At 61.5% G+C, this 21,832-nt stretch carries 20 protein-coding genes; 5 read left to right on the forward strand and 15 right to left on the reverse strand.

Annotated features, from left to right (window positions below):
• Positions 1 to 67 precede the first annotated feature (67 nt).
• Together ABI_RS01720 and ABI_RS01725 are read right to left on the reverse strand one after the other, a co-directional pair.
• Positions 68 to 1,087 (reverse strand): LacI family DNA-binding transcriptional regulator, encoded by a 1,020-nt coding sequence (locus ABI_RS01720; protein WP_245531279.1) that lies wholly within the window; start codon positions 1,085 to 1,087, stop codon positions 68 to 70.
• Positions 1,088 to 1,123: 36 nt separating this feature from the next.
• Positions 1,124 to 2,029 (reverse strand): LysR family transcriptional regulator, encoded by a 906-nt coding sequence (locus tag ABI_RS01725; RefSeq protein WP_006271085.1) that lies wholly within the window; start codon positions 2,027 to 2,029, stop codon positions 1,124 to 1,126.
• Between the two features lie 93 nt (positions 2,030 to 2,122).
• Here ABI_RS01725 and ABI_RS01730 point away from each other — a divergent pair, with 93 nt between their 5' ends.
• Positions 2,123 to 2,875: an SDR family NAD(P)-dependent oxidoreductase gene (locus ABI_RS01730; protein ID WP_006271086.1), complete on the forward strand. Its 753-nt coding sequence runs from the start codon at positions 2,123 to 2,125 to the stop codon at positions 2,873 to 2,875.
• Between the two features lie 119 nt (positions 2,876 to 2,994).
• Here ABI_RS01730 and rimM read toward each other — a convergent pair whose 3' ends face one another.
• From rimM to ffh, 3 genes are all read right to left on the reverse strand, one after another.
• A complete protein-coding gene (rimM, locus tag ABI_RS01735) occupies positions 2,995 to 3,495 on the reverse strand; it encodes a ribosome maturation factor RimM (RefSeq protein WP_006271087.1) in 501 nt (166 codons plus the stop codon).
• Positions 3,496 to 3,562: 67 nt separating this feature from the next.
• Entirely contained in the window at positions 3,563 to 4,027 is a 465-nt protein-coding gene (rpsP, locus tag ABI_RS01740) for a 30S ribosomal protein S16 (RefSeq protein WP_006271088.1), read from the reverse strand.
• A 23-nt stretch (positions 4,028 to 4,050) separates the two neighbouring features.
• Entirely contained in the window at positions 4,051 to 5,616 is a 1,566-nt protein-coding gene (gene ffh, locus ABI_RS01745) for a signal recognition particle protein (RefSeq protein ID WP_006271089.1), read from the reverse strand.
• Between the two features lie 297 nt (positions 5,617 to 5,913).
• Here ffh and ABI_RS01750 point away from each other — a divergent pair, with 297 nt between their 5' ends.
• On the forward strand, positions 5,914 to 7,767 hold the full coding sequence (locus ABI_RS01750; protein WP_006271090.1) for a methyl-accepting chemotaxis protein: 1,854 nt from the start codon (positions 5,914 to 5,916) through the stop codon (positions 7,765 to 7,767).
• A gap of 155 nt (positions 7,768 to 7,922) precedes the next feature.
• On the opposite strand, the gene ABI_RS01755 is transcribed toward ABI_RS01750, so the two are convergent.
• The 5 genes from ABI_RS01755 to ABI_RS01775 all read right to left on the reverse strand — a co-directional run bounded on the left by ABI_RS01755 (position 7,923) and on the right by ABI_RS01775 (position 12,090).
• The gene (locus ABI_RS01755; RefSeq protein ID WP_006271091.1) at positions 7,923 to 9,185 is read right to left on the reverse strand and encodes a glycosyltransferase; all 1,263 of its coding nucleotides are present in this window, start codon (positions 9,183 to 9,185) and stop codon (positions 7,923 to 7,925) included.
• 206 nt (positions 9,186 to 9,391) lie between these two features.
• Entirely contained in the window at positions 9,392 to 9,619 is a 228-nt protein-coding gene (locus tag ABI_RS01760) for a hypothetical protein (RefSeq protein ID WP_006271092.1), read from the reverse strand.
• Positions 9,620 to 9,862: 243 nt separating this feature from the next.
• On the reverse strand, positions 9,863 to 11,080 hold the full coding sequence (locus ABI_RS01765; RefSeq protein WP_006271093.1) for an LL-diaminopimelate aminotransferase: 1,218 nt from the start codon (positions 11,078 to 11,080) through the stop codon (positions 9,863 to 9,865).
• 214 nt (positions 11,081 to 11,294) lie between these two features.
• On the reverse strand, positions 11,295 to 11,612 hold the full coding sequence (locus tag ABI_RS01770; RefSeq protein WP_006271094.1) for an ArsR/SmtB family transcription factor: 318 nt from the start codon (positions 11,610 to 11,612) through the stop codon (positions 11,295 to 11,297).
• Positions 11,602 to 12,090, reverse strand: coding sequence for an SRPBCC family protein (locus tag ABI_RS01775; protein ID WP_006271095.1), 489 nt, complete (start codon positions 12,088 to 12,090; stop codon positions 11,602 to 11,604). The genes ABI_RS01770 and ABI_RS01775 overlap by 11 nt, the downstream gene beginning before the upstream one ends.
• 83 nt (positions 12,091 to 12,173) lie before the next feature.
• On the opposite strand from ABI_RS01775, the gene ABI_RS01780 reads away from it, so the two are divergent.
• Positions 12,174 to 13,082 carry a metallophosphoesterase gene (locus tag ABI_RS01780; protein WP_006271096.1) on the forward strand — a complete coding sequence of 303 codons (909 nt, stop codon included), beginning with the start codon at positions 12,174 to 12,176 and terminating at the stop codon, positions 13,080 to 13,082.
• Here ABI_RS01780 and ABI_RS23340 read toward each other — a convergent pair.
• From ABI_RS23340 to ABI_RS01800, 4 genes are all read right to left on the reverse strand, one after another.
• Positions 13,079 to 14,122: a glycosyltransferase family 61 protein gene (locus ABI_RS23340; protein ID WP_050808170.1), complete on the reverse strand. Its 1,044-nt coding sequence runs from the start codon at positions 14,120 to 14,122 to the stop codon at positions 13,079 to 13,081. The two genes, ABI_RS01780 and ABI_RS23340, sit on opposite strands and share 4 nt — an antisense overlap.
• 56 nt (positions 14,123 to 14,178) lie before the next feature.
• Positions 14,179 to 15,903 (reverse strand): methyl-accepting chemotaxis protein, encoded by a 1,725-nt coding sequence (locus ABI_RS01790; protein ID WP_006271098.1) that lies wholly within the window; start codon positions 15,901 to 15,903, stop codon positions 14,179 to 14,181.
• Positions 15,904 to 15,969: 66 nt separating this feature from the next.
• On the reverse strand, positions 15,970 to 17,955 hold the full coding sequence (locus tag ABI_RS01795; protein WP_006271099.1) for a TonB-dependent receptor plug domain-containing protein: 1,986 nt from the start codon (positions 17,953 to 17,955) through the stop codon (positions 15,970 to 15,972).
• Positions 17,956 to 17,984: 29 nt separating this feature from the next.
• Positions 17,985 to 18,458, reverse strand: coding sequence for a hypothetical protein (locus ABI_RS01800; protein ID WP_006271100.1), 474 nt, complete (start codon positions 18,456 to 18,458; stop codon positions 17,985 to 17,987).
• 461 nt (positions 18,459 to 18,919) lie between these two features.
• On the opposite strand from ABI_RS01800, the gene ABI_RS01805 reads away from it, so the two are divergent.
• Both ABI_RS01805 and ABI_RS01810 read left to right on the forward strand, forming a co-directional pair.
• Positions 18,920 to 19,330: a PaaI family thioesterase gene (locus tag ABI_RS01805; RefSeq protein WP_040308493.1), complete on the forward strand. Its 411-nt coding sequence runs from the start codon at positions 18,920 to 18,922 to the stop codon at positions 19,328 to 19,330.
• Positions 19,331 to 19,334: 4 nt separating this feature from the next.
• Complete coding sequence (locus tag ABI_RS01810; protein WP_006271102.1) at positions 19,335 to 19,805, forward strand: CYTH domain-containing protein; 471 nt, start codon at positions 19,335 to 19,337, stop codon at positions 19,803 to 19,805.
• Positions 19,806 to 19,812: 7 nt separating this feature from the next.
• Here ABI_RS01810 and glmS read toward each other — a convergent pair whose 3' ends face one another.
• The gene (gene glmS, locus ABI_RS01815) at positions 19,813 to 21,648 is read right to left on the reverse strand and encodes a glutamine--fructose-6-phosphate transaminase (isomerizing) (RefSeq protein WP_006271103.1); all 1,836 of its coding nucleotides are present in this window, start codon (positions 21,646 to 21,648) and stop codon (positions 19,813 to 19,815) included.
• Between the last annotated feature and the right edge of the window lie 184 nt (positions 21,649 to 21,832).

A 21,832-nucleotide genomic window follows, 5' to 3' on the forward strand; every position in this document is an offset into this window, starting at 1 on the left:
GTAAAGCTTAGTACGTGAGCACCGGAAGCGCAGAAGACGGACCTTTGCAGGCCAGCATCACCCATTTTCACCCGCCACAGCTTTCGCGGATAACAAGCTGAGTCGGTATGCGTGTCATCTCGACGGGCTCGCCGTCGATCAGCGCGGCCAGCGTATCGACCAGAACCTGGGCTGCCGTCTTGGTGTCCTGACGCACCGTGCTCAGGGCCGGATTGATGCAGGTACAGGCCCACAGGTCGTCGAAACCCATGACAGACACGTCCTTTGGCACGTTCAGGCCGCGCTTTTGTAGGCTCTGGATCGCGCCAATGGCCAGCAGATCCGTCACAGCAAACACCGCGTCGAAGGTGATGCTGTCATCAAGCAGACGTTCGATCGCCGCTGCGCCCTCTTCGCGCGAAATGAAACAGTCAATGGCCAGGCTGTCGTCCGGCCTCACGCCCGCCTCGGTATGGGCGCGCATAAAGCCCTTGTAGCGTTCGAAGAACTCGGAATGGCGCTCCGACGCCTCGCCCAGAAAAACAATGCGTTTGCGGCCAAGTTTGAGCAGGTGGGCGACCGCCGTATAGGCACCGCCCTCATTGTCGGAACCGATGAAAACATTGGGTGTTTCCGGCATGACCGGCCCAAACACCACCCACGGCTCGCCGACGGTGCGCAGGGCTTCGATCTTTTGCAGGTAGGTCTCGAAATCGCGATAGCCCAGGAAGATGATACCGTCGGCCCGGCGCGAAAAGCCATAGTCAGCGCCCCAGTCGGAACTCTGCTTTTGCAGCGACATCAGGACGTCGACGCCCTTTTCGCCGGCATAGTTCATGATCTGGCCGATCAGCGGCAGGAAGAAGGGGTTGATCGGATTGTCACCCTGATCGATGTCTTCCGACACCAGAACGGCAATGGTATTGATCTTCTTCGAGCGCAGTTTGCGGGCATTGATATCGACCGTGTAGTTCAGCTTGGCCGCCGCATCGAAGACGCGCTGGCGCACGCCTTCGCTGACTGAGGCCGGGCGCGACAGGGCGCGCGACACGGTGGCCTGGGAGACTCCGGCAAGAGCGGCAATATCGATGGAAGTGGGGCGTCTCATCTGCATCTTTTTGTTATCTTTGACCATGACACCGCCTCAGGGTTTAGACAAGTAGTCGCCCATGATGGCGGCGACCCAATCCATGAAGGCGCGCACCCGGCGGGCCTGATGACGGCGGCGCGGATAGACCAGCGCTACCGGCAGGGGCTCGGCCTCGTACTGCGGCAGGATCTCCACCAGTCGCCCCTCGCCCAGCACCGGCGCCAGCCCGGCCACAGGCGCCTGGATGATCCCGAAACCAGCCAGGGCGGCGCTTTGGAAAGATTCGGTGCTGTTGACGAACATCCGGCCGGGGACATCGCGTGTGCGGTAGCTGTCGCCGTCGCGGTATTCGAACCCCCAGGGCCGGGCGCCCAACTGGCTGACATAGTGAACCATGAAGTGGCGATCGAGATCGTCCAGGGTCTGTGGCGTGCCGTGGCGTTCGAGATAGGCCGGCGAGGCGACATTGGCCATCACCATCTCACCCAGTTGACGCGCCATCAGGCCGGAATCGGGCTGTGCGCCAACGCGGATCACACAGTCGAAACCTTCCGCCACCACATCGACACGGCGGTCGGTACAGCTCAATTCCAGTTGCAAACCTGCGTGACGGCCGAGAAACTCGGGCAGGCGCGGGACAATGAAGTTGCGCGCCATGGCCACCGGCATGTCCACCCGCAAGGTGCCGGTCAGGGCCGCGGGTGACGACTGAAACATCGCTTCGATGTCCTCGGCATCCGACAGAAGATCGCGGGCGCGTTCGTACAGAAGGTGGCCGTCATGGGTCAGTTGGACCTTGCGGGTGGTGCGGTAGAGAAGCTGGGTTTTCAGCCGCGATTCCAGCGCTGCGATGGCTGATGACACCGCCGATTTCGGCACCCCCAGCGACACCGCTGCCTGGGTGAAGCTGCTCAACTCAGCGACACGAACGAACACGGCATAAGTTTCGAGACGGGTCATTGTTCTCGGATTTCGAACAGTCTGTGATCTTTTGCGTGATTTATCGCCGAAATGCCAAACAGTAAAGTGCTCCATCACAGAAGGAGCTATCTCATGAAAATTGCACTAATCACCGGCGGTTCACGCGGCCTGGGCCGCAACATGGCCCATCATCTCGCAGCGCGCGGCGTCGATATTCTGTTTACCTACCGCGCGCGCCGCGACGAGGCGGAAACCCTGATCGCCGATCTCAACCTGATGGGACGAAAGGCCGTGGCGATCCAGCTCGATACTGGCATGACGGCTCAGTTTCCCGGTTTCGTCGCCTCCGTCCGTGCGGCCTTGAGGGATGAATGGGGACGTGACGATTTCGACTACCTGATCAACAATGCCGGCATGGGTCTGTACACACCGTTCGCAGAGACCACGGAAACCCAGTTCGACGAAGTGATGAACGTTCATTTCAAGGGCGTATTTTTCCTGACCCAAGCGTTGTTGCCATTGATCTGCGACGGCGGCCGGATTTTGAATCTTTCGTCGGGCCTCGCGCGGTTCAGCTACCCTGGCGCCTCCGCCTATGCTGCTGCAAAAGGCGCGGTCGAAGTCCTGACGCGCTATCTGGCGATGGAGATGGGGCCGCGGCGGATTACGGTCAATGTCCTGGCGCCGGGTGCGATCGAGACCGACTTCGGCGGTGGCCGGGTTCGTGACAATGCCGAGCTAAATGCGTTGATCGCATCGCGGACGCCTTTGGGGCGCGTGGGCTTGCCGGACGATATCGGCGGGGTGGTATCGCTCTTGCTGTCGGACGAGGCTGGCTGGATCAACGGCCAGCGCATCGAAGTCGCCGGCGGGATTCACACCTGATTGCCGCGTAGCGGCCTTAAGAAAAGGTGGTCCACAGATTTCGCAGATTTAGAGGGATTAAGTGCTATTTTTCAGCAGCTTAATCTCTTCTAATCTGTGCAATCTGTGGACCACCTTCCTTAAAGTCCAGTCAGGTCCACCACAATACGGCCTTCGGCCAGGTGCACTTGCGGGACATGGGCCAGGGTGAAGGGAACATAGAAGCTGACACCCTCCAGCGGCTTGACGTCCAGCAGGTCGCCGGCGCCGAAATTGTCGACATTGACCACCTTGCCCACCATGTTGCCTGACGTGTCGACAACATCCATGCCGATCAGGTCGGTGACGTAATATTCCTCTTCGTCCGTGTCCGGAAGATCGGCGCGGTCGACATACAGTTTCTGCCCCTTCAGCTTCTCCGCCGCCGTGCGGTCAGGCGCCTGTTCGGCAAAGACCAGCAGCGCGCCCTTGTGCGCTCGCGCCTTGGTCACGACCAAAGCGGGCTTGCCGGCGACGTCCAGAAGCGGCGAATGTTCCAGCAGGCTCAAGGGGTCGTCCATGAAGCTCATCAGCTTGAACTCGCCCTGGACACCATGGGGCGCGCCGACCTGAGCGACGAGAACCAGATTGGGTTTTGTCATCAAAAAAATCTCAAAATAAAAGGGCCGGATCGCTCCGGCCCTTTCGCATGGGAGTCCGCAGCAAAGCTTATTCCGGAGCGGTTTCTTCGGCGGCAGCGACTTCGACTTCCGGCTCAGCGGCAGCTTCTTCGACCACAGGGGCCGGAGCGGCAGCAGCGGCAGCGGCTTCTTCACGAGCAGCCGCTTCGGCGTCGAGACGGTCCTGCTCGCGCTGGGCGCGTTCAGCGGCACGTTCCTGGGCCTTCTTGCCCGGGGTGCCCTTCTTCGGGTTGTTGCTGGCGGTCCAGGTGACCAGGCCTTCTTGCGACAGGAAGCGCGCGACGCGGTCGGTCGGTTGCGCACCCTTCTTCAGCCATTCAGCGATGCGCTCCGACTTCAGGGTGACGCGGACGGCGTCCTTCGGCAGCATCGGGTTATAGGTGCCCACCTTTTCGATGAACTTTCCGTCGCGCGGCGCAGTGCTTTCGGCGACGACGATGGTGTAGTAGGGGCGCTTCTTGGAGCCACCGCGGGAGAGACGAATCTTAAGCATGTTCAGTTCCTTGGTTTGATCGCTTATTTCTTGGTCGGGTTAAAAGGTTTGGCGCCCGGAAGGCCGGGTAAGCCGGAGAAGGGTGAGCCGCCGGCAGGACCGCCGAGGCCGGGGAGCTTGATGCCGGCATTGCTGGCCATCGACTGCATTTTTTCCAGATCGGCCTCGGACGGGCCGCCCGGAGCGTTCAGGGTCTTGGCCATGTCGGCGATCTGGGAGGGGTTCGGCATGCCGCCACCACCCATGCCGAACATCTTCGCCATCTGGCCCATGGCGCCGCGGCCGTTGGAGCGCGACATCGCCTTGAAGGTATCGGCCATCTGGCGGTGCTGCTTCAGCAGGCGGTTGATTTCCATGACTTCGACACCGGCGCCGGCGGCGATGCGGCGCTTGCGCGAGGCGTTGAGCACGTCCGGCTTCTTGCGCTCCATCTTGGTCATCGAGGTGATGATGGCCACCTGGCGGTCGAAAGTCTTGTCCGAGATGTTCAGCTCATCGATCTGCTTCTTGGCCTTCTGAACGCCGGGGAGCAGGCCCATAATGCCGCTCATCCCGCCCATGCGCTTCATCTGACGCAGTTGCTCGGCCAGGTCGTCGAGGTCGAACTGACCCTTGGCCATCTTCTTGGCCATGGCGGTCGCCTTGGCCTGGTCCAGTTCCTGAGCCGCCTTTTCGACCAGAGCGACGATATCGCCCTGACCGAGGATGCGGCCGGCAACGCGGCGGGCATCGAAGACGTCGAGCGCTTCGACCTTTTCGCCGGCGCCGAGAAACTTGATCGGCAGGCCAGTGACGGCGCGCATCGACAGCATGGCGCCGCCGCGGGCGTCGCCGTCGGCGCGGGTCAGGATCAGGCCGGTCAGCGGCAGGCGTTCATGGAAGGCTGTGGCCGTGCGCACGGCGTCCTGGCCGGTCAGGCTGTCGGCGACCAGGAAGGTTTCGATCGGATTGGCGATGCGCGCGATCTCGGCGGCTTCGCTCATCAGCGCTTCGTCGAGCGTGGTCCGGCCGGCGGTGTCGAGGATCAGGACGTCGAAGCCCTGGATCTTGGCAGCCTGCAAGGCGCGGCGGGCAATGTCGGTGGCGCTTTGGCCAGCGACGATCGGAAGGAAGTCGACGCCGACCTGTTCGGCTAGCAGCTTGAGCTGCTCCATGGCGGCCGGACGACGGGTGTCCAGCGAGGCCATCATGACCTTCTTGCGGTCGAACTTCGAAAGGCGCAGGGCCAGCTTGGCGGAAGTTGTGGTCTTACCCGAACCCTGCAAACCGGCCATCATTATGACAGCGGGCGGCACGGCGTTGAGGTTCAGCGGCTCAGGCTCTTCGCCGCCCAGCATGTCGATCAGGCCGTCATAGACGATCTTCACGACCTGGTCGGCCGGCTTGACCGCCTTGATGATCTCTTCGCCGGTGGCCAGTTCCTTGGCCTTGGTCATGAACTGACGCACCACCGGCAGGGCGACGTCGGCTTCCAGCAGGGCGACGCGCACTTCACGCAGGGCTTCGTCGACGTCCTTTTCCGAAAGGACGCCGCGGCCTGAGAGACGGTCGAATAGACCGGAAAGGCGCTCGTTCAAGCTGTCGAACATAATCTCAATTCTCCGTTCGCGCCCCGTTCGCACCCAAACAGAAAATCCCCGAGGGCGCCACGCGCTGTCGGGGAGCCTTCCCATCCTCTGTCCGGGCGCAGTGCCGGGGGCGTGATGACGAAGGGTTCTGGTTTGGAGCGCAAGACGTAGGTGCGCGATGTGGCGGGGTCTATGCCGGAAAAGGACGCGCGAGTCAAGTTTGAGGCAAGAGCGGGTGAAAAACACAGTTAGCAAACTCTTAAACCGTGTCCGTTACCCTGAGGGAGACAACGACAATAGACGTCCCGGGGATACTTTATGGCTAAGCTCTTCGACGCAATCAACGCCCGCACCAGCATTTCGGGGCGCATGCGTATCCTGGGCGTTTTGATGGTGCTGCCCGTCGCCATGACCGGGTGGCTGCTGTACCAGTCGCATATGGTCGCTGTCGATTTCGCCAACAGCGAACTGGCCGGGGCGCGTTATCTCGACGCCGTGTGGCCGGATCTGATGGCCGGCGCAGCGGGTAAGGACGCAGTGGCCGACCTCGGCAAGATCGCCGCTGACAACGCCAAGATGGTCGATCCGGCCAAGGCGGAGACGCTGAAAGGCCAGGCCGGCCCGGACCTGCTGAAGGCGTCGGCCGCTCTGTTCGTCGAGATCACCGACAAGTCCAAGCTGATCCTCGATCCGGAACTCGACAGCTATTACATGATGGATGCGGTGACCACCAAGATGCCGGTGGTTATCGTCGCCGGATACGACTTCAACGGCGCGCCGTCTGATCCGATCGCCGCAGTGACCTTCGACAATGCCGTCACGGCGCTGAACGATTCCTTCGTCAAGTCGGGAACCTACAGCGACGGCGGCAAACTCGCCGCCGACACCCAGGTGGCCCTGGACAGCTTCATGGTAGCCGCCAAGGCCTTCCGCGACGACCCGTCGCAATATGACGGCTTTCTCAGCGCCGCCGACGCTCTGTTCAAACCCGGCAATCGCGACCTGGCAAAGATGCAGGCGGACAGGGCCAGCGCCGAGACGGGGAAGATGTTGATGGAACTGGTCCTGGCCGCTGCGGTTCTGGCCCTGGCGCTGGGCCTGACCTGGGTGATTGCCTCGGGCTTGTCGACACGACTGGGTGTTTTGTCGGGCCTGATGCAGAAACTGGCGCGCAACGAAGCCGTCAGCAATATTCCCTTCCAAGATGACGGGCATGAGACCGGCGTGATCGTCCGTACCCTGACGACTTTCCGCGATGCTGTCGAAGAGGCCGCCCGGATGCGGGCCTCGCAGGCGCAGGTGGAGGTCGAAACCCAGTCGGTGCGCGCCATCACCATGCGCGACATGGCGGACCGGTTCGAGTCCTCGGTGCTCAGCATCGTCGAGCGGCTGAGCGCGGCGACCTCAAACCTGGGACAGACCGCGGCGGAACTGAGCATCAATGCCGAACAGACCCGCGCCCGCAGTCAGAGCGCTGCCGTGGCCATGGATATGGCCAGCGGCAATGTCCAGTCGGTGGCAGGCGCCACGGAAGAAATGTCGGCGTCGTCGCAAAGCATTGCCGACCAGGCCGATCGCGCCGCCCATGCGGCTCAGTCGGCAGCCGGCCTGGCCAATGACGCCACCGCCAAGGTCGCGGCGATGAATGAGGCGGCCCAAAGCATCGGCAGCAGTATTGATATGATCAGCCAGATTACCTCCCAGACCAATCTGCTGGCGCTAAACGCGACGATCGAGGCCGCGCGGGCAGGCGAGGCCGGTCGCGGTTTCAGCGTCGTCGCCACCGAGGTCAAGGCCCTGGCGCAGCAGACCGCCAAGGTGACGGATGAGATCGGCACCCAGGTGAAGGGCGTGCAATCGGCGACGGCGGAAGCTTCCGGCGCGATGGTGGCGATCGCCGATATGGTCGTCGACCTGCGCGACCTGGCCTACGCGATTTCAGAGTCGGTACGTCAGCAGTCGGCCGCGGTGGGAGAGATTTCGAGATCGACGGCGGATGTGGCCATGTCGACGGCCGAGGTCGGCGGCGCCATCGGCGAGGTCAATGATACGGCGGAGCGCACCGGTACCCAGGCGAACAGCGCCCTGGCCGATGTCGAGCATCTGCAGGCTCAGACCGAGGCGTTGAAAACGACAGCAACGGCCTTTCTGGCGAGCGTGAGAGCGGCGTAAAAATACCTCTCCCCGCCCGCGGGGAGAAGACGAGAGCGGAACGAAGTGAACGCGATCGGGTGAGGTGCTCTTTCTGAGCGCGCAGTCACCACCGAACCACCAGAAAGAGCCCCTCACCCTAACCTCTCCCCGTGAAGAACGGGGAGAGGGGTTATTCAGGATTTCCTTGCACCCAGGTACAGGTTGAACGCGAGCGTTCTCAGCGCCTCGGGCTGCCAAGGCTTGTCCAACGCCCTGACATCGCTCTGTGCCGCCACGATCAGGTCACGGCGCACGACAGCATCCATAGTCACGTCGCGCAAAGCTACCGCCGCGGCTGAAATATCCGGCTCAGCCCAGATCTGGTCCGGGCGACCGCTGACCTGGCAATAGGGACCGTCCGGGTCGTGCAACGCAATCATCCGTGCCGGGATCAAGCGCGAATTCCGATCGTTCATGAAATCGATATTGCCCGACCATCCCGTCGCGATCACCGCAACGCCCGACGCCATGGCCTCGGCCAGGGTCAGGCCAAACCCTTCCGACCGGTGCAGCGATATCAGGACATCGCTGGCCGCCAGCAGCGCGTCCATGTCGGCGTCAGACAGCCGTTCGGTCAGCACCCGTATGTCCGGCCGCATCGCGAGAGCCCGTGTCAGCCGGTGTTCGCTCTCGCGGTCGCCAGACATGTCACTGACCTTCAAAGTCAGGCGGGCATGGTCCGCCGGCTCCGGGAAGGCTTCGCGCCAGGCCTCCAGCACGCTCCATGGGTTTTTGCGCATGGCGCCGGACTTGGTGTCGAACAGGCACAGAACCTCGCACAGATCCGGATCGAGGCCGAACTTTTGCTGAGCATCGGAATAGCGGATGGCGACCGACTGCGGCGCCGGGTGCGGCATAATGCGCAAACGCGGAACCAGGTCGTCACGGCCGCCCGCGATAAACGCCTTGACCATCGCGTCATGGACGAAGCGCGACGGCACCCAGACCTCATGCAAATAATCGGCGATCCACACCCAGTCGGCTGGCGCCTTGGGCGTCTCCCAGGCCCAATAGCCGATGCGGTAACGGTGGGTCCAGGTTTCCGGAGAATGGGCCATGAAGGCGACCAGACACTCCGGCGCATTGGCGTGGATCAGCCACACCCCGCCCTCACCCGGCAGTTTCGCACCCTGGAACAGCAGATGTTTGAAGGCCGGCCGCAGGTCGTGCTCAACGACGGCAAAACCCGCCGTTTTCAAGGCCTGCGCCGTCATTCGCCCGGCACGGCCGATGCCGAGGGTCTCGGTCAGAAAGCCGGAAACCACCAGGGGGCCCGGCTTCGGCGTCACGGCGCCGGCTTTTTTCCAGCGGTTGGAACGACTGTGGGCCAGCAGATTCAGCCCGCCGTGGATCAACGGCAGGCGATAACGCAGCGGCAGGTAGCGCAGTCCAGGCATGAATTTATCAGAGGTGGCCAGAATCAGCCGTCAACTTAGCTTACTACCAACCTGCACAGATACTGACACTTAAGGTGCAGGTTGGTATTCGCATTTTTTAGCTCAAACGCCGCATGGCTCGCCGCATAAGCGGCGGCGGGCAAGAACCGTTCTCTGGCGCCCTTGCCAAGCGCGATGAGTCAAGGTCATCGCGGCTTGGTATAAGGTCACAGTCCCAGCCAGCGGCGGCGTTGCGTCCAGTAGGTCTTGAACTGATCGGCCTGCATTTCGTCTTCGAAGGTCACCACCTTGGTCAGGTGTTCGCCTGTGGGATCGGAACGCACGGAGATTGCATCGGTGTCCGCAATGGAGGCGGCTTCGACGAACTTGAAAAAGGCACCGAAAAACGCGTCGCTTTCCGATTCCGTATTCAGATCGAACTCAAGACTGACCACGCCCTCACCTCATAAATCGACGCAAGCTATGTAAAGCCCGGAACCGCACGGCCAGTCGATGCAGTTACCTTCCCGAAAATGTCAGAAATCTGCAAAAACTGTGCACTGCACAATGAAAAACATCAAAACCCAAATCGTGGGAAGAGTCAAAAAGAATAAATGAAGATTTAATGACAGGCGCGACGAAGTGTGATCGCAAAGCCGCGCCCAATCACGATGACAAGGCTGTCATTACAATTTTCGTCAGGCGGCGTCGAGCGGCAGATCGTCGTCCGCGCTGTTGCGCCCCGCCGGCTGCAGCAGTTTCTTGATGTTGCGCGCCGCTTGGCGAATTCGGTGCTCGTTCTCGACAAGGCCGATACGGACATAGCCTTCGCCGTATTCGCCGAAGCCCAGGCCCGGCGCCACGGCAACATGGGCTTCTTCGATCAGCAGCTTGGCGAATTCGATCGAGCCCAGGTGTTCGAATTTCGGCGGGATCTTGGCCCAGGCAAACATCGACGCGGGCGGGGCGGGCACGTCCCATCCGGCGCGCTTCATGGATTCGACCAGAACGTCGCGGCGCGACTTGTAGGTGGCGCGGATCTCGGCGACGTTTTCCTGGGGGCCATTAAGGGCGGCGGCAGCAGCCACCTGGATAGGCGCGAAACCACCATAGTCGAGATAGGATTTTACCCGCGACAGGGCGGCGCAGATCTCCGAATTGCCGACCACCATGCCGATGCGCCAGCCGGCCATCGCATAGGTCTTCGACAGCGAATTGATTTCGACCGAACGCTCCTTGGCACCGTTGACCTGAAGGATGGAGGGCGGCGGGTTGTCGTCGAAATAGATTTCCGAATAGGCGATGTCACTCAGCACGATCAGGTCGTGCTTCTGGGCGATCTTGATGACCTCCTTGTAGAAGTCGAGATCGACCCATTGCGCTGTCGGGTTGGACGGATAGGAGACGATCATCACCGACGGCGTTGGCACGGAATGCTTCACGGCCTTGTCGATGCCGGACAGGTATTGCTCCGGCGACAGGGCCGGGACATGGCGGATGACCCCGCCGGCCATCAGGAATCCGAAGGCGTGGATGGGATAGGCCGGGTTCGGACAAATGACGGTATCGCCGGGCGCCGTGATGGCCATGGCCAGGTTGGCAAAGCCTTCTTTCGACCCCAGGGTGGCGACGACTTCATTGTCGGGGTTCAGTTTGACGCCATAGCGGCGGTCGTAATAGCCGGCCATGGCCTTGCGCAGGCCGTGGACGCCCTTGGAGACGGAATAGCCGTGGGTCTTGGGCTTTTTCACCGTTTCAATCAGCTTGTCGACGATGTGCGGGGCGGTCGGCATGTCGGGATTGCCCATGCCGAAGTCGATGACGTCGACGCCTTCTGCGCGCAGCCGTGCCTTCACCTTGTTGACTTCTTCGAAGACATAGGGGGGCAGACGGCGGATACGGTAGAAATCGCGCATGACGGGTTGAAGCCTGAGAAAACGGATGGATGCTGATTTTCCGTATGGCGTATCCGGGTGGGTTTGTCACGCCATGAAGTGCGAAATTTTAGCGGCGAGACGGAGATATTTCGGAAATTCTTGCGTCACGTGAAAAATATGTGCGCCTATGGTTATGAAGGGCGCTGTCCGCCTCCCTCTCCCCTCAAGTGGGGCGAGGGAGTCCAAAGCGAACTTAGGGTTTGTGGTCTTCCACATACACCCTCAATCGCTCGAGCCTGTCGTCCCAGCGTTGCGACATTACATCCAGGAAGGCCCGCGCCTCTTCCAACCTCTGGCGGCGAAGTTCCCACAGGCTCTCGCGGCCTAGGCGGGCGCAGCTCACAAGCCCGGCCCTTTCCAGCACATAGAGATGCTTGGTCACCGCCTGACGGGTCAGGTCGCCGCCGCGGGTTAGGCCGGCGATCGACGACGGCCCCTCACCCAATCGCGCCACCAGACCCAGCCGGGTATCGTCGCCCAGGGCGGCGAACAGCGCGGCTTCATCGCGCAAGATAGGCCTCGATCAGACCGGCCTGAGCCGTCCAGCCGCCTTCGTTCATGGTGAAGGCCTCGCCGCGGCGATGTTGCGGCAACTGACGGAAACCGGACTCGGTGATGGTCAGGTGCACGCCGCCTTCGACTTCTATCAGGTCAAATGTCACTAGGGTCATGGGGTCGCGGCTGTAGTCGTAGTCCTTGTCGGCCGCGTAAGGGTGCCAGCGGAAAGCGAACCGCGTCCTCGGCTCTATGGTCTCGACCACAATCTCGAACGGTGTGCCTTCCCACGGTTTCTGGGCGGCGGCGATCTCGTCATTAACCTGGGTCGCGGCGATGACGCCCTTCAGCTTTTCGCCCAAGACTAACGGGCCTTCGAAGCGGACTCCGAACCAGACACCAAATTCGTCGGCATTGGCGATGGCGTTCCAGACCCTGTCCAGCGAGGCTTTCAGGGTGGTGGTTTTGATGATGGCGTCAGGTGTTTCGGTCATGGACGCATCTGGACGCAAGGCGGGTAAATACGCAACTCTTTGGTTGCCTTTTCGCGGATTTGTGAACGTGCTAAGGACGGATCATGCGCAAATGGGGGCGGATTATCTGGGGGGTTATTGGGCTGGGCGTCATCGCCATGGCTGCCGACGCCTTCTGGTTCGAACCGCGCAGCACGGTTGTGTCCGAATTCGATGTCGAGGTCCCGGCCTGGCCGAAGGATACCGCACCGTTGCGGGTCGTTCTGCTATCCGATATCCATGTCGATGACGTCCACATGCCGCCCGAGCGCGTTCGAAAGATCGCCGAACAGGTCGCAGGCTTGAAACCTGACGTCATCCTGCTGGCCGGCGACTATATCGGTGGCGACGTCTTCAAGGGCCGCAAGGAGTTCGGCGCCCGCCCGATGCGATCACCAGAGATGATTGCCTTGGATGAAGAGGGGTTGCGGGCGCTTGATAGTTTCAAGGCGCCGCTCGGCACCTACGCGGTGATGGGTAATCACGACTGCTGGTGGGATTGCGACCGGGTGCGCGAAATTTTCGCCGAGACACAGGTGACGTTCCTCGAGAACCGGGCCTTCCGGATTGAGCGGCCCAGCGGCGATGTCTGGATTCTGGGGGTCGAGGACGGCCAGACCCAAAACCCGGACTTTCCGGCCACGGCGGCCCAGGCGCCGGCGGGTGCCGCCACCCTGACATTGACGCACAATCCCGGCCTGTTCGATTGGGAGTCCAACCACGCCCCGATCCAGTTGTCAGGGCACAGCCACGCCGGCCAGGTGCGGCTGCCGCTCATCGGCGCCCCCGTGCGTGTGGTGCGCCATACCGAGGATACCGCCGACGGCTATGAAGTCATCAACGGCCGCATACTGATAGTGACGCGCGGACTGGGGTCAAGCGGCATCCCTGTGAGGTTCGGTGCGCCACCGCAGATCATGTTGCTGAATATTCGTCCAGGTACGGAAGCCCACGTAAGGCCTCACCAACCTTAGAGCTCCCGGATCAGGGCGAGCAGGTCGTGTGCCGTCGCCTCGGGATCTTCGAGATAATCCGAGGTCAGAAACTTATCCTGATTTTGCATCTCACGATAGCCGCGGTCGTCATAAACATAGCCGGCCGTCCGGTCGTTGAGACGGTCAAACAGGAGCAGATTGGAATTGACCGAATGGCTGGCCGACAGGGCGACGACCCTAGCTACCGGCGGGGCCAGGATTCCGGTATGGAGCTGCGTACCGCCCGTGCCGGCGATGACCCGGTTCTCGGCAAACAGGCGGACCTGCTCGCGAAGGCTCAACTGCTCGGGATAGACTATGCCGATGCCATTACTGGCCAGAACGTTTTCGATCACCGATTCATTGCCAATACGGCCGACTCCGCCCAGCAATTTCGTCTTGCTGAAATAGACCGGTGGCAGCGCTGTGGTCATGTCGAGGCCGTCGAGAAACTGTTCGCCGATGCGGTGGCACAGGTCGCGGTGGGCATGGTGACCAAGCAACTGCTCAACGAAACTGGGTCGCGGGATGATCAGCCTGCGGATGCGGCGCGGTTCCTGGAAGACGACAATATCGTCCGGCTTAAGGCCCAGGCCTTCCAGTGTCATGGCAGCGTAGGGGATTCGGAACTCGTGGTCAGGCCCGTTGGGGGCGTGAAGCAGGAGCTTGCGCCCGTTCAGTCCTTCGCGCAACAGCGGCCACAGCCGAACCAAGGTCGAGCACAGATAGTGGCCGTAATGGGATATGAAACAACCCATATAGATGTATTCGATATCCTCGGCCCAGTCGAACTCGGTCGGGAAGGGATGCGCGTGGACCCGGCTCTGGCCGCACAGGCGTGGCGGTGTACTGTTCCCCCGCCGTAAGGCGGCGGCATCGATCAGGTGACCATCCGCGCCGTAGACCCCCCAGTTCGGGTCTTTGTCATACCAAACTTGCCGCGACAGCGGAAAATAGGTGACATCATAGTGCTTCTCGATCGCCGGCGGTTCCTGCACAATAGCTGTGCCGCCCCAGAAGTTGGTGCATTCCCGTAGCATTCAGCCTCCCATCGAGCGCGCCAATCTACATAGGCGCAAGCCAAAGGCAAGGGGAACTACAGGGTTGCGGCCCGTTTCAGGAAGGTTTCCACCACCGTCTTCATCTGATCGGCCTGCTGCGACAGGCTGAGCGACGCTTCCGTCACCGCGCCCGACACCGTGCCGGCCTCTTCGGCAGCGTGGTTCAGCTGCTCGATCGTCGCCGAGGCCTCGCCAGCCCCTTGCAGGGCCGTCGAGAGGCTCATCGTGATTTCGTGGGTCGCCTGGACCTGTTGACGCACGGATTCGGAGGTATTTTCCGAAATTCCCTGCATCTGGACGATAACCCCGGCAATGTTGCCGATCTCAGATGTCGTGCGGTCAGCCGCGCGGCGAACATCGCCGATACGGCCGCGAATCTCTTCCGTGGCTTTCGAGGTCTGCTCGGCCAGGCTCTTGACCTCGTGCGCAACGACGGCGAAACCCCTGCCGGCATCCCCTGCGCGGGCGGCTTCGATGGTGGCGTTCAGCGCCAGCAGGTTGGTCTGTTTGGCGACGGACGAGATCAGGTCAACAATCTCATTGATCCGGGCAACCGCCTGGGTGAGTTCCGCTACGGCCGTCTGGGTATGCTCGGCACGGTCTGTGGCGTCGCGGGCGACTCCGGCGGACGCCGTCGCCTGGCGGTCGACTTCTGAAATGGTCGCGCCGAGCTCTTCGGAGGCGGCGGCCACCGCACTCATAGAATCACGCACGGCGAAGATCGAATTAACCGCTGAATGGGCCCGGTTGGCATTTTCGGACGAAGTCGAGGTGAGGATCGACGCCGACTGCTCCAGGTGGCTGGAGGCTTTTTCGACGCCCCGAATCAGACCGCTGAAGTCGCGGTTGAAGCCGGCGATGAGTTGTTCCATTTCCGAAGCGCGGGCCAGACGGGCGCGTGACGCCTCTTCCTGGTCGGCGGCCATGGCGCGGCTTTGTTGGGTGACGTCCTTGAACACCTGCAACGCCTGGACGACCTGGCCCAGCTCGTCGCCACGCTGCAGCTTCGAGGGCTCGACCGTCATATCGGCATCAGCCAGTCGGTGTGTGGCGTCGGCAATCGCCTTGATCGAAGTCGAGGTGCTGCGGCCGATGATGACACCGAGCCCGCCGGCACCCAGGGCCGCGACGGCAGCAATAATGGCGATAACCAACACGTCCTGCTGCGCCGACTTGACGCTTTCGGCGGCCTCCGCCTTTGCGCGGGCTTCGGTGCGCTTGAGGACCTTCTGCACGATAGCGTCGGTGTTCTGCTCGGAGGCAGCATACGGCGGCAGGAAGGAGATGGCCGCGTTCAGGTCGATCTCGAGCATGGACGATACGAACTCGATCGCCCCCTTCTGGGTTTCGATCTCGGTGATCAGCTCTTCGAAGGCCTTCTTGTCCTCGGGGTCAGTCACCTTGGCAGCGCGCGCCTTGACCTTGTCCTGCAACCCCTTGAGGCTTTCGGCGATCTTGGCGGTATTGGCCGCCGAGCCGATGACGGTGTCGCCGCCGGCCCGTGCCGCCAAGGCGTTGTACAGATCACGGGCATCGCCGCGCAGTTCGGCGCGGACCTCACCCAGGAACAGGGCATTGTCCATCACCCCGTTGACCACCGTGTCCATGCGTCGGGTCTGGTTCTGCAGCGCCAGGGTGGCGCTGGCCGCCAGGACGATGATCAGCGCCACCGCCATAAGCGAAGGCACCAGGAATTTCCAGATAAACGGCCAGTCGGACGGACGGGCCCATCCAGGTTTCTTTGCAGATGAAGAGGTCATGGTGACGAGGACCTTATTAAACGTAAATAATGACCGCCGGGACGCCTATCCCGGCGGCCAGTGGCCTTACCAGCGCTTGGTCAGGCTGAGGAAGACGGTGGACGGAACCCGGTAGGCGGCGGTCTGAATCTTGGCGTTACCCAGGTTCTGGCCGCTCAGCGACACGGTCATGCTGTCCGTAAGTGTGTAATTGACGTTGGCAGCCAGTGTGAGGTGGGCCGGGATAGTTGTCACGGCATAGGTCTCCGGAGCGAAGGTGTCGAAATCGTCCGTGTGGTGGAGATAAGCGTCGATCGTCCATTTGCTGCCCGACCAGCCGACATTCAGATTGGCCCGGCTTTCCGGCGACATACGGCCAAAGGCGGCGCGCAGTTCGGTCAGGTTGCGGGTCGGATAGGCTTCGTCCTCGATGTCGGTGGCGGTATAGTCAGCGCTCCAATGGAAGGCTTCGCCCAGCTTGCCCGAAGCCGACAGTTCGAAGCCGGTCATTTCGGAATCGGCGACATTCAGCCAGCTCAGAGCCGGATAGGTGGTCAGGGTCGGATACTGGTAGAAGGCGGTCGACGAAGGCTGGCCTTTCACATTGTCCGAGGTCTGAGTGAACAGTTTGACGCCAAGCTTTACCGACGTAAACGTCCGATCGTAGGAAATTTCGCTGTTCTTGACGATGGTCGGTTCGATGGTCGGATTGCCCATGACGGCGATGGGACCGGAGATGAGTTGGAAGCCACCCAGTTCGATCAGGGTCGGCGCCTGGACGCCCTTGGCGGTCATGACACGCAAGGTGTCCTTGTCGCTGATCCGCCAGACGGCGCCGGCGTTGTAGCTGAGCTCGCTAATGTCACGGTCCCAGTTCGCATTGTCAGCCATAGGGAAGCCGGCGGGAAAGCTGCCGGTGCGCTTGAGCTTGACATTGTCCGAGCGGATGGCGACCGCGGTCGACAGGGTATCGGAGATGGCCCAGTTCCACATGGCCGATGGGGCCATGACGGTGTAGCTGACCTCACCGCCGGTCAGCGGCGTGGTCGGCATTTCGTTCTGGCGGAACTCGACGCCAAAGCGGAAGGTGTGCTTGCCGCGCTTGAACAGGTCCTGAAGGCTGACCACCGAGATGGTGTTGTCCAGCGGCACCGGACCGGCGACATTGGTGTTGCTTTTCAGGGTGTTGCGGTAGGCAGTCGCTGTGACCAGACCCACCGGCGTGTCAGACGTCAGGTCCAGTTTCACCGACCCGGTCCGGTACTTCGTTTCGGACATATCGTAGTTCGACACCGCGTCGTTGGACTGGGTGTTCGACCACGAGGTCTCGAAACGCAGTTCGGTCTTCTCGGTCAGCGAAATCACGGTGTCGAGGTTGACATTGGCCCGTGACGCCTCCGGACGATAGCTGGGGGCGCCGAAGGAATTGTCCCACTCGTCGGCCTTCGAGGCACCGGCCGACAGACGGGCGGCAATCTTCGGCGAAAGGCGGAAGGTCTGGACCAGCGAGGCTTCGGCGCGGTTGCGCGAACCGGCCGAGACCGAACCGCCGCTGACCGTGTCGTACTTCGGATTATAGGTGATGATATTGACCACGCCCGACACGGCGTTGAAGCCAAACAGAGCCGAGTTGGGACCTTTCACCACCTCGATCTGGCGGATTTCCGACAGTTGGACGGGAATGGTCTGCCAGGCGGTGTAGCCGTAGTGGTCGAGATAGACCTGGCGGCCGTTGACCAGCACCAGCAGGCGCGGCGACATGGCCTGGTTGTAGCCGCGGACGCCGACATCGGCGCCGTAGGTCGACCAGTTCAGCACGTCGATACCGGGCACGCGGCTGATCAGGGTTTGCAGGTCATGGGCGCCCGAGCGCTTGATGTCCTCGGCCGAGATGATGGTCATGTCGACCGGCACTTCGGTAGAACGCTGAGGCGACCCCGTGGCGGAGGTGGTGACGGGCTCACCGAACAGGTCCTGCAGCGAACCGTAGTCGATGGATTGAGCACCGGCGGCGCCGGCAATGAAAGGCAAGGCCGCGACGGCCGCCGTGAGAAGAGAGGTGAATTTACGCATGGGTACGAACTCCGGGGCGCTGTCTGCGCTTAAATTTCCTTGATCATCATTTTGAAAGCGGCTTTGAACTTTGCGCCGACGGCGGCCGCAGCGGCCGAGTTGACGACGATTTCGACCTTGGGCGTGGCGGCCACGCCCATGACGCAGGCGCCGGATTTGACGCAGGCCATGTCGGAGCTGATGCTCAGGGTCTTCTTGCTCTTGGCCGCGGCGCCGACGGCGGCGTAGTTGACGCCGCGCGTGATGTAAAAGGCGCCGACATCGCCGGCGGATCCGATGGCGCCGGCCTCGACCGGCTTACCGACCACTGTGGCGGAACCGGCGGCCATGCCGGAGCCCAGAGCGGCCATGACCTGGTCCTTTTCAGCGACGGAAGCCGGTTTGGAAGCGTCGTAGACGATGGCGAAAACGACCTTACCGGTCGGTCCGTTTTCGAGGAAGGTCAAGGTGCGTCCTGCAACCTGGATCTCCCGGGCGCCGTCGGCCTGAGCGGCCACGGGCATTAAAGATAGCACTCCGGCTGCGGCAAGCATGGCCCCGGAACGCAAATGACGTTTTGTCATGGTTAAGCCTCACTAACTATACTCGTAGCAAAGCATATGAATGTTATAGGTTAAGCAGACGTGAAGACTATGCAATCGTTTGTCATTGCGCATCTTTCATAATGCTCGACATGCACACACGCGCGCGCTCACGCGTGAGAGATTGGCCATGAAATCCTTATTTTGTTGGGATTGCTCGGTATGACTTTTGGTAGGGCCGCCATTGAGATTAGAGGTCTACGAATTTTTTAATTATATAAATCAAATGGATAAATTCTCTTATTAGTAATACGTAGTATTCCTTGTCCACAACAACATCTTTTGCGACTCTCTGTACATGGCAACGGCCCATCGCACTTCAATCGGTCGCCAGGCGATTTCAGGATTGACATCGGCGCGGCTTGGGCCGATCGAAAAAAATTATGAGAACGCTCGAAGAGATCAATCAGTGGGGCCAGGGGACCCTTCCCGGCCACCTCGGCATACGCATCACGTATGTGGCGCACGGAGAACTGCACGCCGAACTGCCGATCCAGCCGCAGGTCATGGCGCCTAACGGCTACCTCCATGCCGGCTCCGTCGTCAGCCTCGCCGACACGGCGGCGGGTTATGGATGTATCCATTCCCTGCCGAAAGGGGCGGTCAATTTCACCACCGTCGAGCTGAAGTCAAATCACCTGGCGACCGCGCGCGACGGAACACTGGTGGCGGTGGGCAAGGCGGTCCATATGGGCCGCACGACCCAGGTGTGGGATGTGACCGTGACCCACAGAGACGGCGGCAAGACCATCGCCCTGTTCCGCTGCACTCAGATGCTGATCTATCCGAGGTAGGACCATGGGCACCGAGATCGAACGCAAATTCCTGGTGTCCGGCGATTTCCGGTCCTCCGCGACCAGCCAGCACCGGATCGTCCAAGGTTATCTGACGACCAACGCAGACTGCACCGTCCGGGTGCGGCTGATGGACGACAAGGCCTTCCTGACCATCAAGGGATCGAGTTCGGAGGATGGGCTGGAGCGGGCGGAGTGGGAATATCCGGTTCCCGTGGCCGACGCCGAAGCCATGCTGGCGCTTCCGGGCATCCGGTCCCTGGCCAAGGTGCGCTTCAAGGTGCCGGTCGGGAAGCATGTCTGGGAGGTCGACGTCTTCGAAGGCGCCAATGCCGGTCTGATCATGGCGGAGGTCGAACTCGGCAGCCGCGATGAAGGGTTCGAGCGACCGGAGTGGATAGGGCGGGAGGTTACTGGCGATGCGCGATATTACAATTCCCAGCTTCTCACAAAACCTTACAGAAGCTGGGAATAGGGGTCGACTACTCCACCGTCACCGACTTGGCCAGATTGCGGGGCTGATCGACGTCGGTGCCCTTGTGAACCGCCGTGTGGTAGGCAAGAAGCTGGATCGGCACTGAATAGACCAGGGGCGCAATAAAGGCGTCGCACGACGGCGCCGTGATGACCTTCAACGACTTGCCGGCATCACCCGATAGTGCCGGCACTTTCTCCGGCACATTGGTGATCATGATCACCCGACCACCGCGCGCCGCGACCTCCTGAACGTTCGACGCCGTCTTTTCGAAGAGGGCATCGTCGGGGGCGATGACCACCACCGGCGTGTTTTCATCGATCAGGGCGATGGGTCCGTGCTTCAGCTCGCCGGCAGCATAGCCTTCGGCGTGGATATAGCTGATTTCCTTCAACTTCAGCGCGCCTTCGAGGGCCAGGGGGTACATGTCGCCGCGCCCGAGATAGATGACGTCGCGCGCCTTGGACAGGTCGTAGGTCACGCGGGTAATTTCGGCGTCCATGGCCATGGCCTCGGCGATCAAACCGGGCGCGCCCAGTAGCACCTGAACCAGGTGGGCCTCTTCGTGGGCCGTGATCCTGCTGCGTTGACGCGCAGCGCAGACGACCAGGCTGAGCAGGGCCGAAAGCTGCGCCGTAAACGCCTTGGTCGAAGCGACACCGATTTCCGGACCGGCATGGGTTGGCCACATCAGATCGGCTTCGCGCGCCATGGTCGAAGAATGGACATTGACCACGGCCGCCGTATGCATCCCCTGCTCCTTGCACCAGCGCAGGGCGGCCAGAGTGTCAGCGGTTTCACCCGACTGTGACACGGCCACGGCCAGGGTACCCGGCGTGATGGCCGGTGTCCGATAGCGGAACTCCGACGCTACCTCGACATCGACCGGCAATCCGGCCAGCTTTTCGAAGGCGTATCGCGCGATCGAGCCGGCATAAAACGCAGTGCCGCAGGCGATAATCTGTATACGGACGATTTGGCTGAAGTCTATACCCGCCTTGATGTCGTCGCGCACGGCGCAGGCGACCGGGTCGAGATAGGCCGACAGGGTGCGCTGGCAGGATTCCGGCTGCTCATGGACTTCCTTTTCCATGAAATGACGGAAGGAGCCCTTTTCGACCAGGGCTGCCGAAGCAGAGACTACCGTCACCGGACGATTGACCAGCAGGCCGCGGGCATTGAAGATCTCGGCGCCGTGACGCGTCAGGACAACCCAGTCGCCTTCTTCGAGGTAGGTGACGCGCTGGGTAAAAGGTCCGACGGCCAGGGCATCGGAGCCGAGATACATTTCGTCATGGCCCCAACCGACGACCAGGGGCGAGCCGCGGCGGGCGCCCAGCAGGGTTTCGGTCTCGCCGGCAATCAGAATGGCCAGGGCGTAGGCACCGTGCAACCGGTCCAGAACGGCCTTGAAGGCCTCCTTCATCGGCAGGGTCTTCAGCGCATCGTCCAGCAGATGGGCGATGACTTCGGTGTCGGTATCCGACGTAAAGACTTGGCCCTTGGCCTGAAGTTCGGTTTTCAGTTCGGCGAAATTCTCGATGATTCCGTTGTGGACCAGGCTGACCTTACCGGCGGTGTGCGGGTGGGCGTTGCGGACTTCCGGCGCGCCGTGAGTGGCCCAGCGGGTGTGGCCGATACCGACGACACCGTCGATGGGGTGGGCCGCGATGGCGGCTTCCAGGTTGCGGATCTTGCCTTCGGCGCGACGGCGGTCAGGGCCTGCGTCGGTGTGGACCGCAATGCCGGCGGAATCGTAGCCGCGGTATTCAAGCCGGCGCAATGACTCCAGCAGGCGCGGGGCGACGGGTTCATTGCCGATGATGCCGATGATGCCGCACATATGGTGTAATTCCTTCGTCTGGGCCGCGAAAGCGCCTGTTTAGCAGACCGGTTTCAAACAATACGTAAACTGCCATGACAGAACGTTACATTGCTGCCGAAAAAAGATAATAAAATCAGATATTAATAAATGATTGGTAACATTCGGGCACAAAGATTTTACGCTTGCCGGCTAAACTTGCGCC

The organism is Asticcacaulis biprosthecium C19 (assembly GCF_000204015.1).
In the GTDB taxonomy this organism is placed as follows: domain Bacteria; phylum Pseudomonadota; class Alphaproteobacteria; order Caulobacterales; family Caulobacteraceae; genus Asticcacaulis; species Asticcacaulis biprosthecius.

What these genes read in the sequence shown, in the direction of transcription:
- ABI_RS01720 (WP_245531279.1), bottom strand. Translation starts at nt 1,087, where the DNA reads ATGAGACGCCCCACTTCCATCGATATTGCCGCTCTTGCCGGAGTCTCC.
- ABI_RS01725 (WP_006271085.1), bottom strand. Translation starts at nt 2,029, where the DNA reads ATGACCCGTCTCGAAACTTATGCCGTGTTCGTTCGTGTCGCTGAGTTG.
- ABI_RS01730 (WP_006271086.1), top strand. Translation starts at nt 2,123, where the DNA reads ATGAAAATTGCACTAATCACCGGCGGTTCACGCGGCCTGGGCCGCAAC.
- rimM (WP_006271087.1), bottom strand. Translation starts at nt 3,495, where the DNA reads ATGACAAAACCCAATCTGGTTCTCGTCGCTCAGGTCGGCGCGCCCCAT.
- rpsP (WP_006271088.1), bottom strand. Translation starts at nt 4,027, where the DNA reads ATGCTTAAGATTCGTCTCTCCCGCGGTGGCTCCAAGAAGCGCCCCTAC.
- ffh (WP_006271089.1), bottom strand. Translation starts at nt 5,616, where the DNA reads ATGTTCGACAGCTTGAACGAGCGCCTTTCCGGTCTATTCGACCGTCTC.
- ABI_RS01750 (WP_006271090.1), top strand. Translation starts at nt 5,914, where the DNA reads ATGGCTAAGCTCTTCGACGCAATCAACGCCCGCACCAGCATTTCGGGG.
- ABI_RS01755 (WP_006271091.1), bottom strand. Translation starts at nt 9,185, where the DNA reads ATGCCTGGACTGCGCTACCTGCCGCTGCGTTATCGCCTGCCGTTGATC.
- ABI_RS01765 (WP_006271093.1), bottom strand. Translation starts at nt 11,080, where the DNA reads ATGCGCGATTTCTACCGTATCCGCCGTCTGCCCCCCTATGTCTTCGAA.
- ABI_RS01775 (WP_006271095.1), bottom strand. Translation starts at nt 12,090, where the DNA reads ATGACCGAAACACCTGACGCCATCATCAAAACCACCACCCTGAAAGCC.
- ABI_RS01780 (WP_006271096.1), top strand. Translation starts at nt 12,174, where the DNA reads ATGCGCAAATGGGGGCGGATTATCTGGGGGGTTATTGGGCTGGGCGTC.
- ABI_RS23340 (WP_050808170.1), bottom strand. Translation starts at nt 14,122, where the DNA reads ATGCTACGGGAATGCACCAACTTCTGGGGCGGCACAGCTATTGTGCAG.
- ABI_RS01790 (WP_006271098.1), bottom strand. Translation starts at nt 15,903, where the DNA reads ATGACCTCTTCATCTGCAAAGAAACCTGGATGGGCCCGTCCGTCCGAC.
- ABI_RS01795 (WP_006271099.1), bottom strand. Translation starts at nt 17,955, where the DNA reads ATGCGTAAATTCACCTCTCTTCTCACGGCGGCCGTCGCGGCCTTGCCT.
- ABI_RS01800 (WP_006271100.1), bottom strand. Translation starts at nt 18,458, where the DNA reads ATGCCCGTGGCCGCTCAGGCCGACGGCGCCCGGGAGATCCAGGTTGCA.
- ABI_RS01805 (WP_040308493.1), top strand. Translation starts at nt 18,920, where the DNA reads ATGAGAACGCTCGAAGAGATCAATCAGTGGGGCCAGGGGACCCTTCCC.
- ABI_RS01810 (WP_006271102.1), top strand. Translation starts at nt 19,335, where the DNA reads ATGGGCACCGAGATCGAACGCAAATTCCTGGTGTCCGGCGATTTCCGG.
- glmS (WP_006271103.1), bottom strand. Translation starts at nt 21,648, where the DNA reads ATGTGCGGCATCATCGGCATCATCGGCAATGAACCCGTCGCCCCGCGC.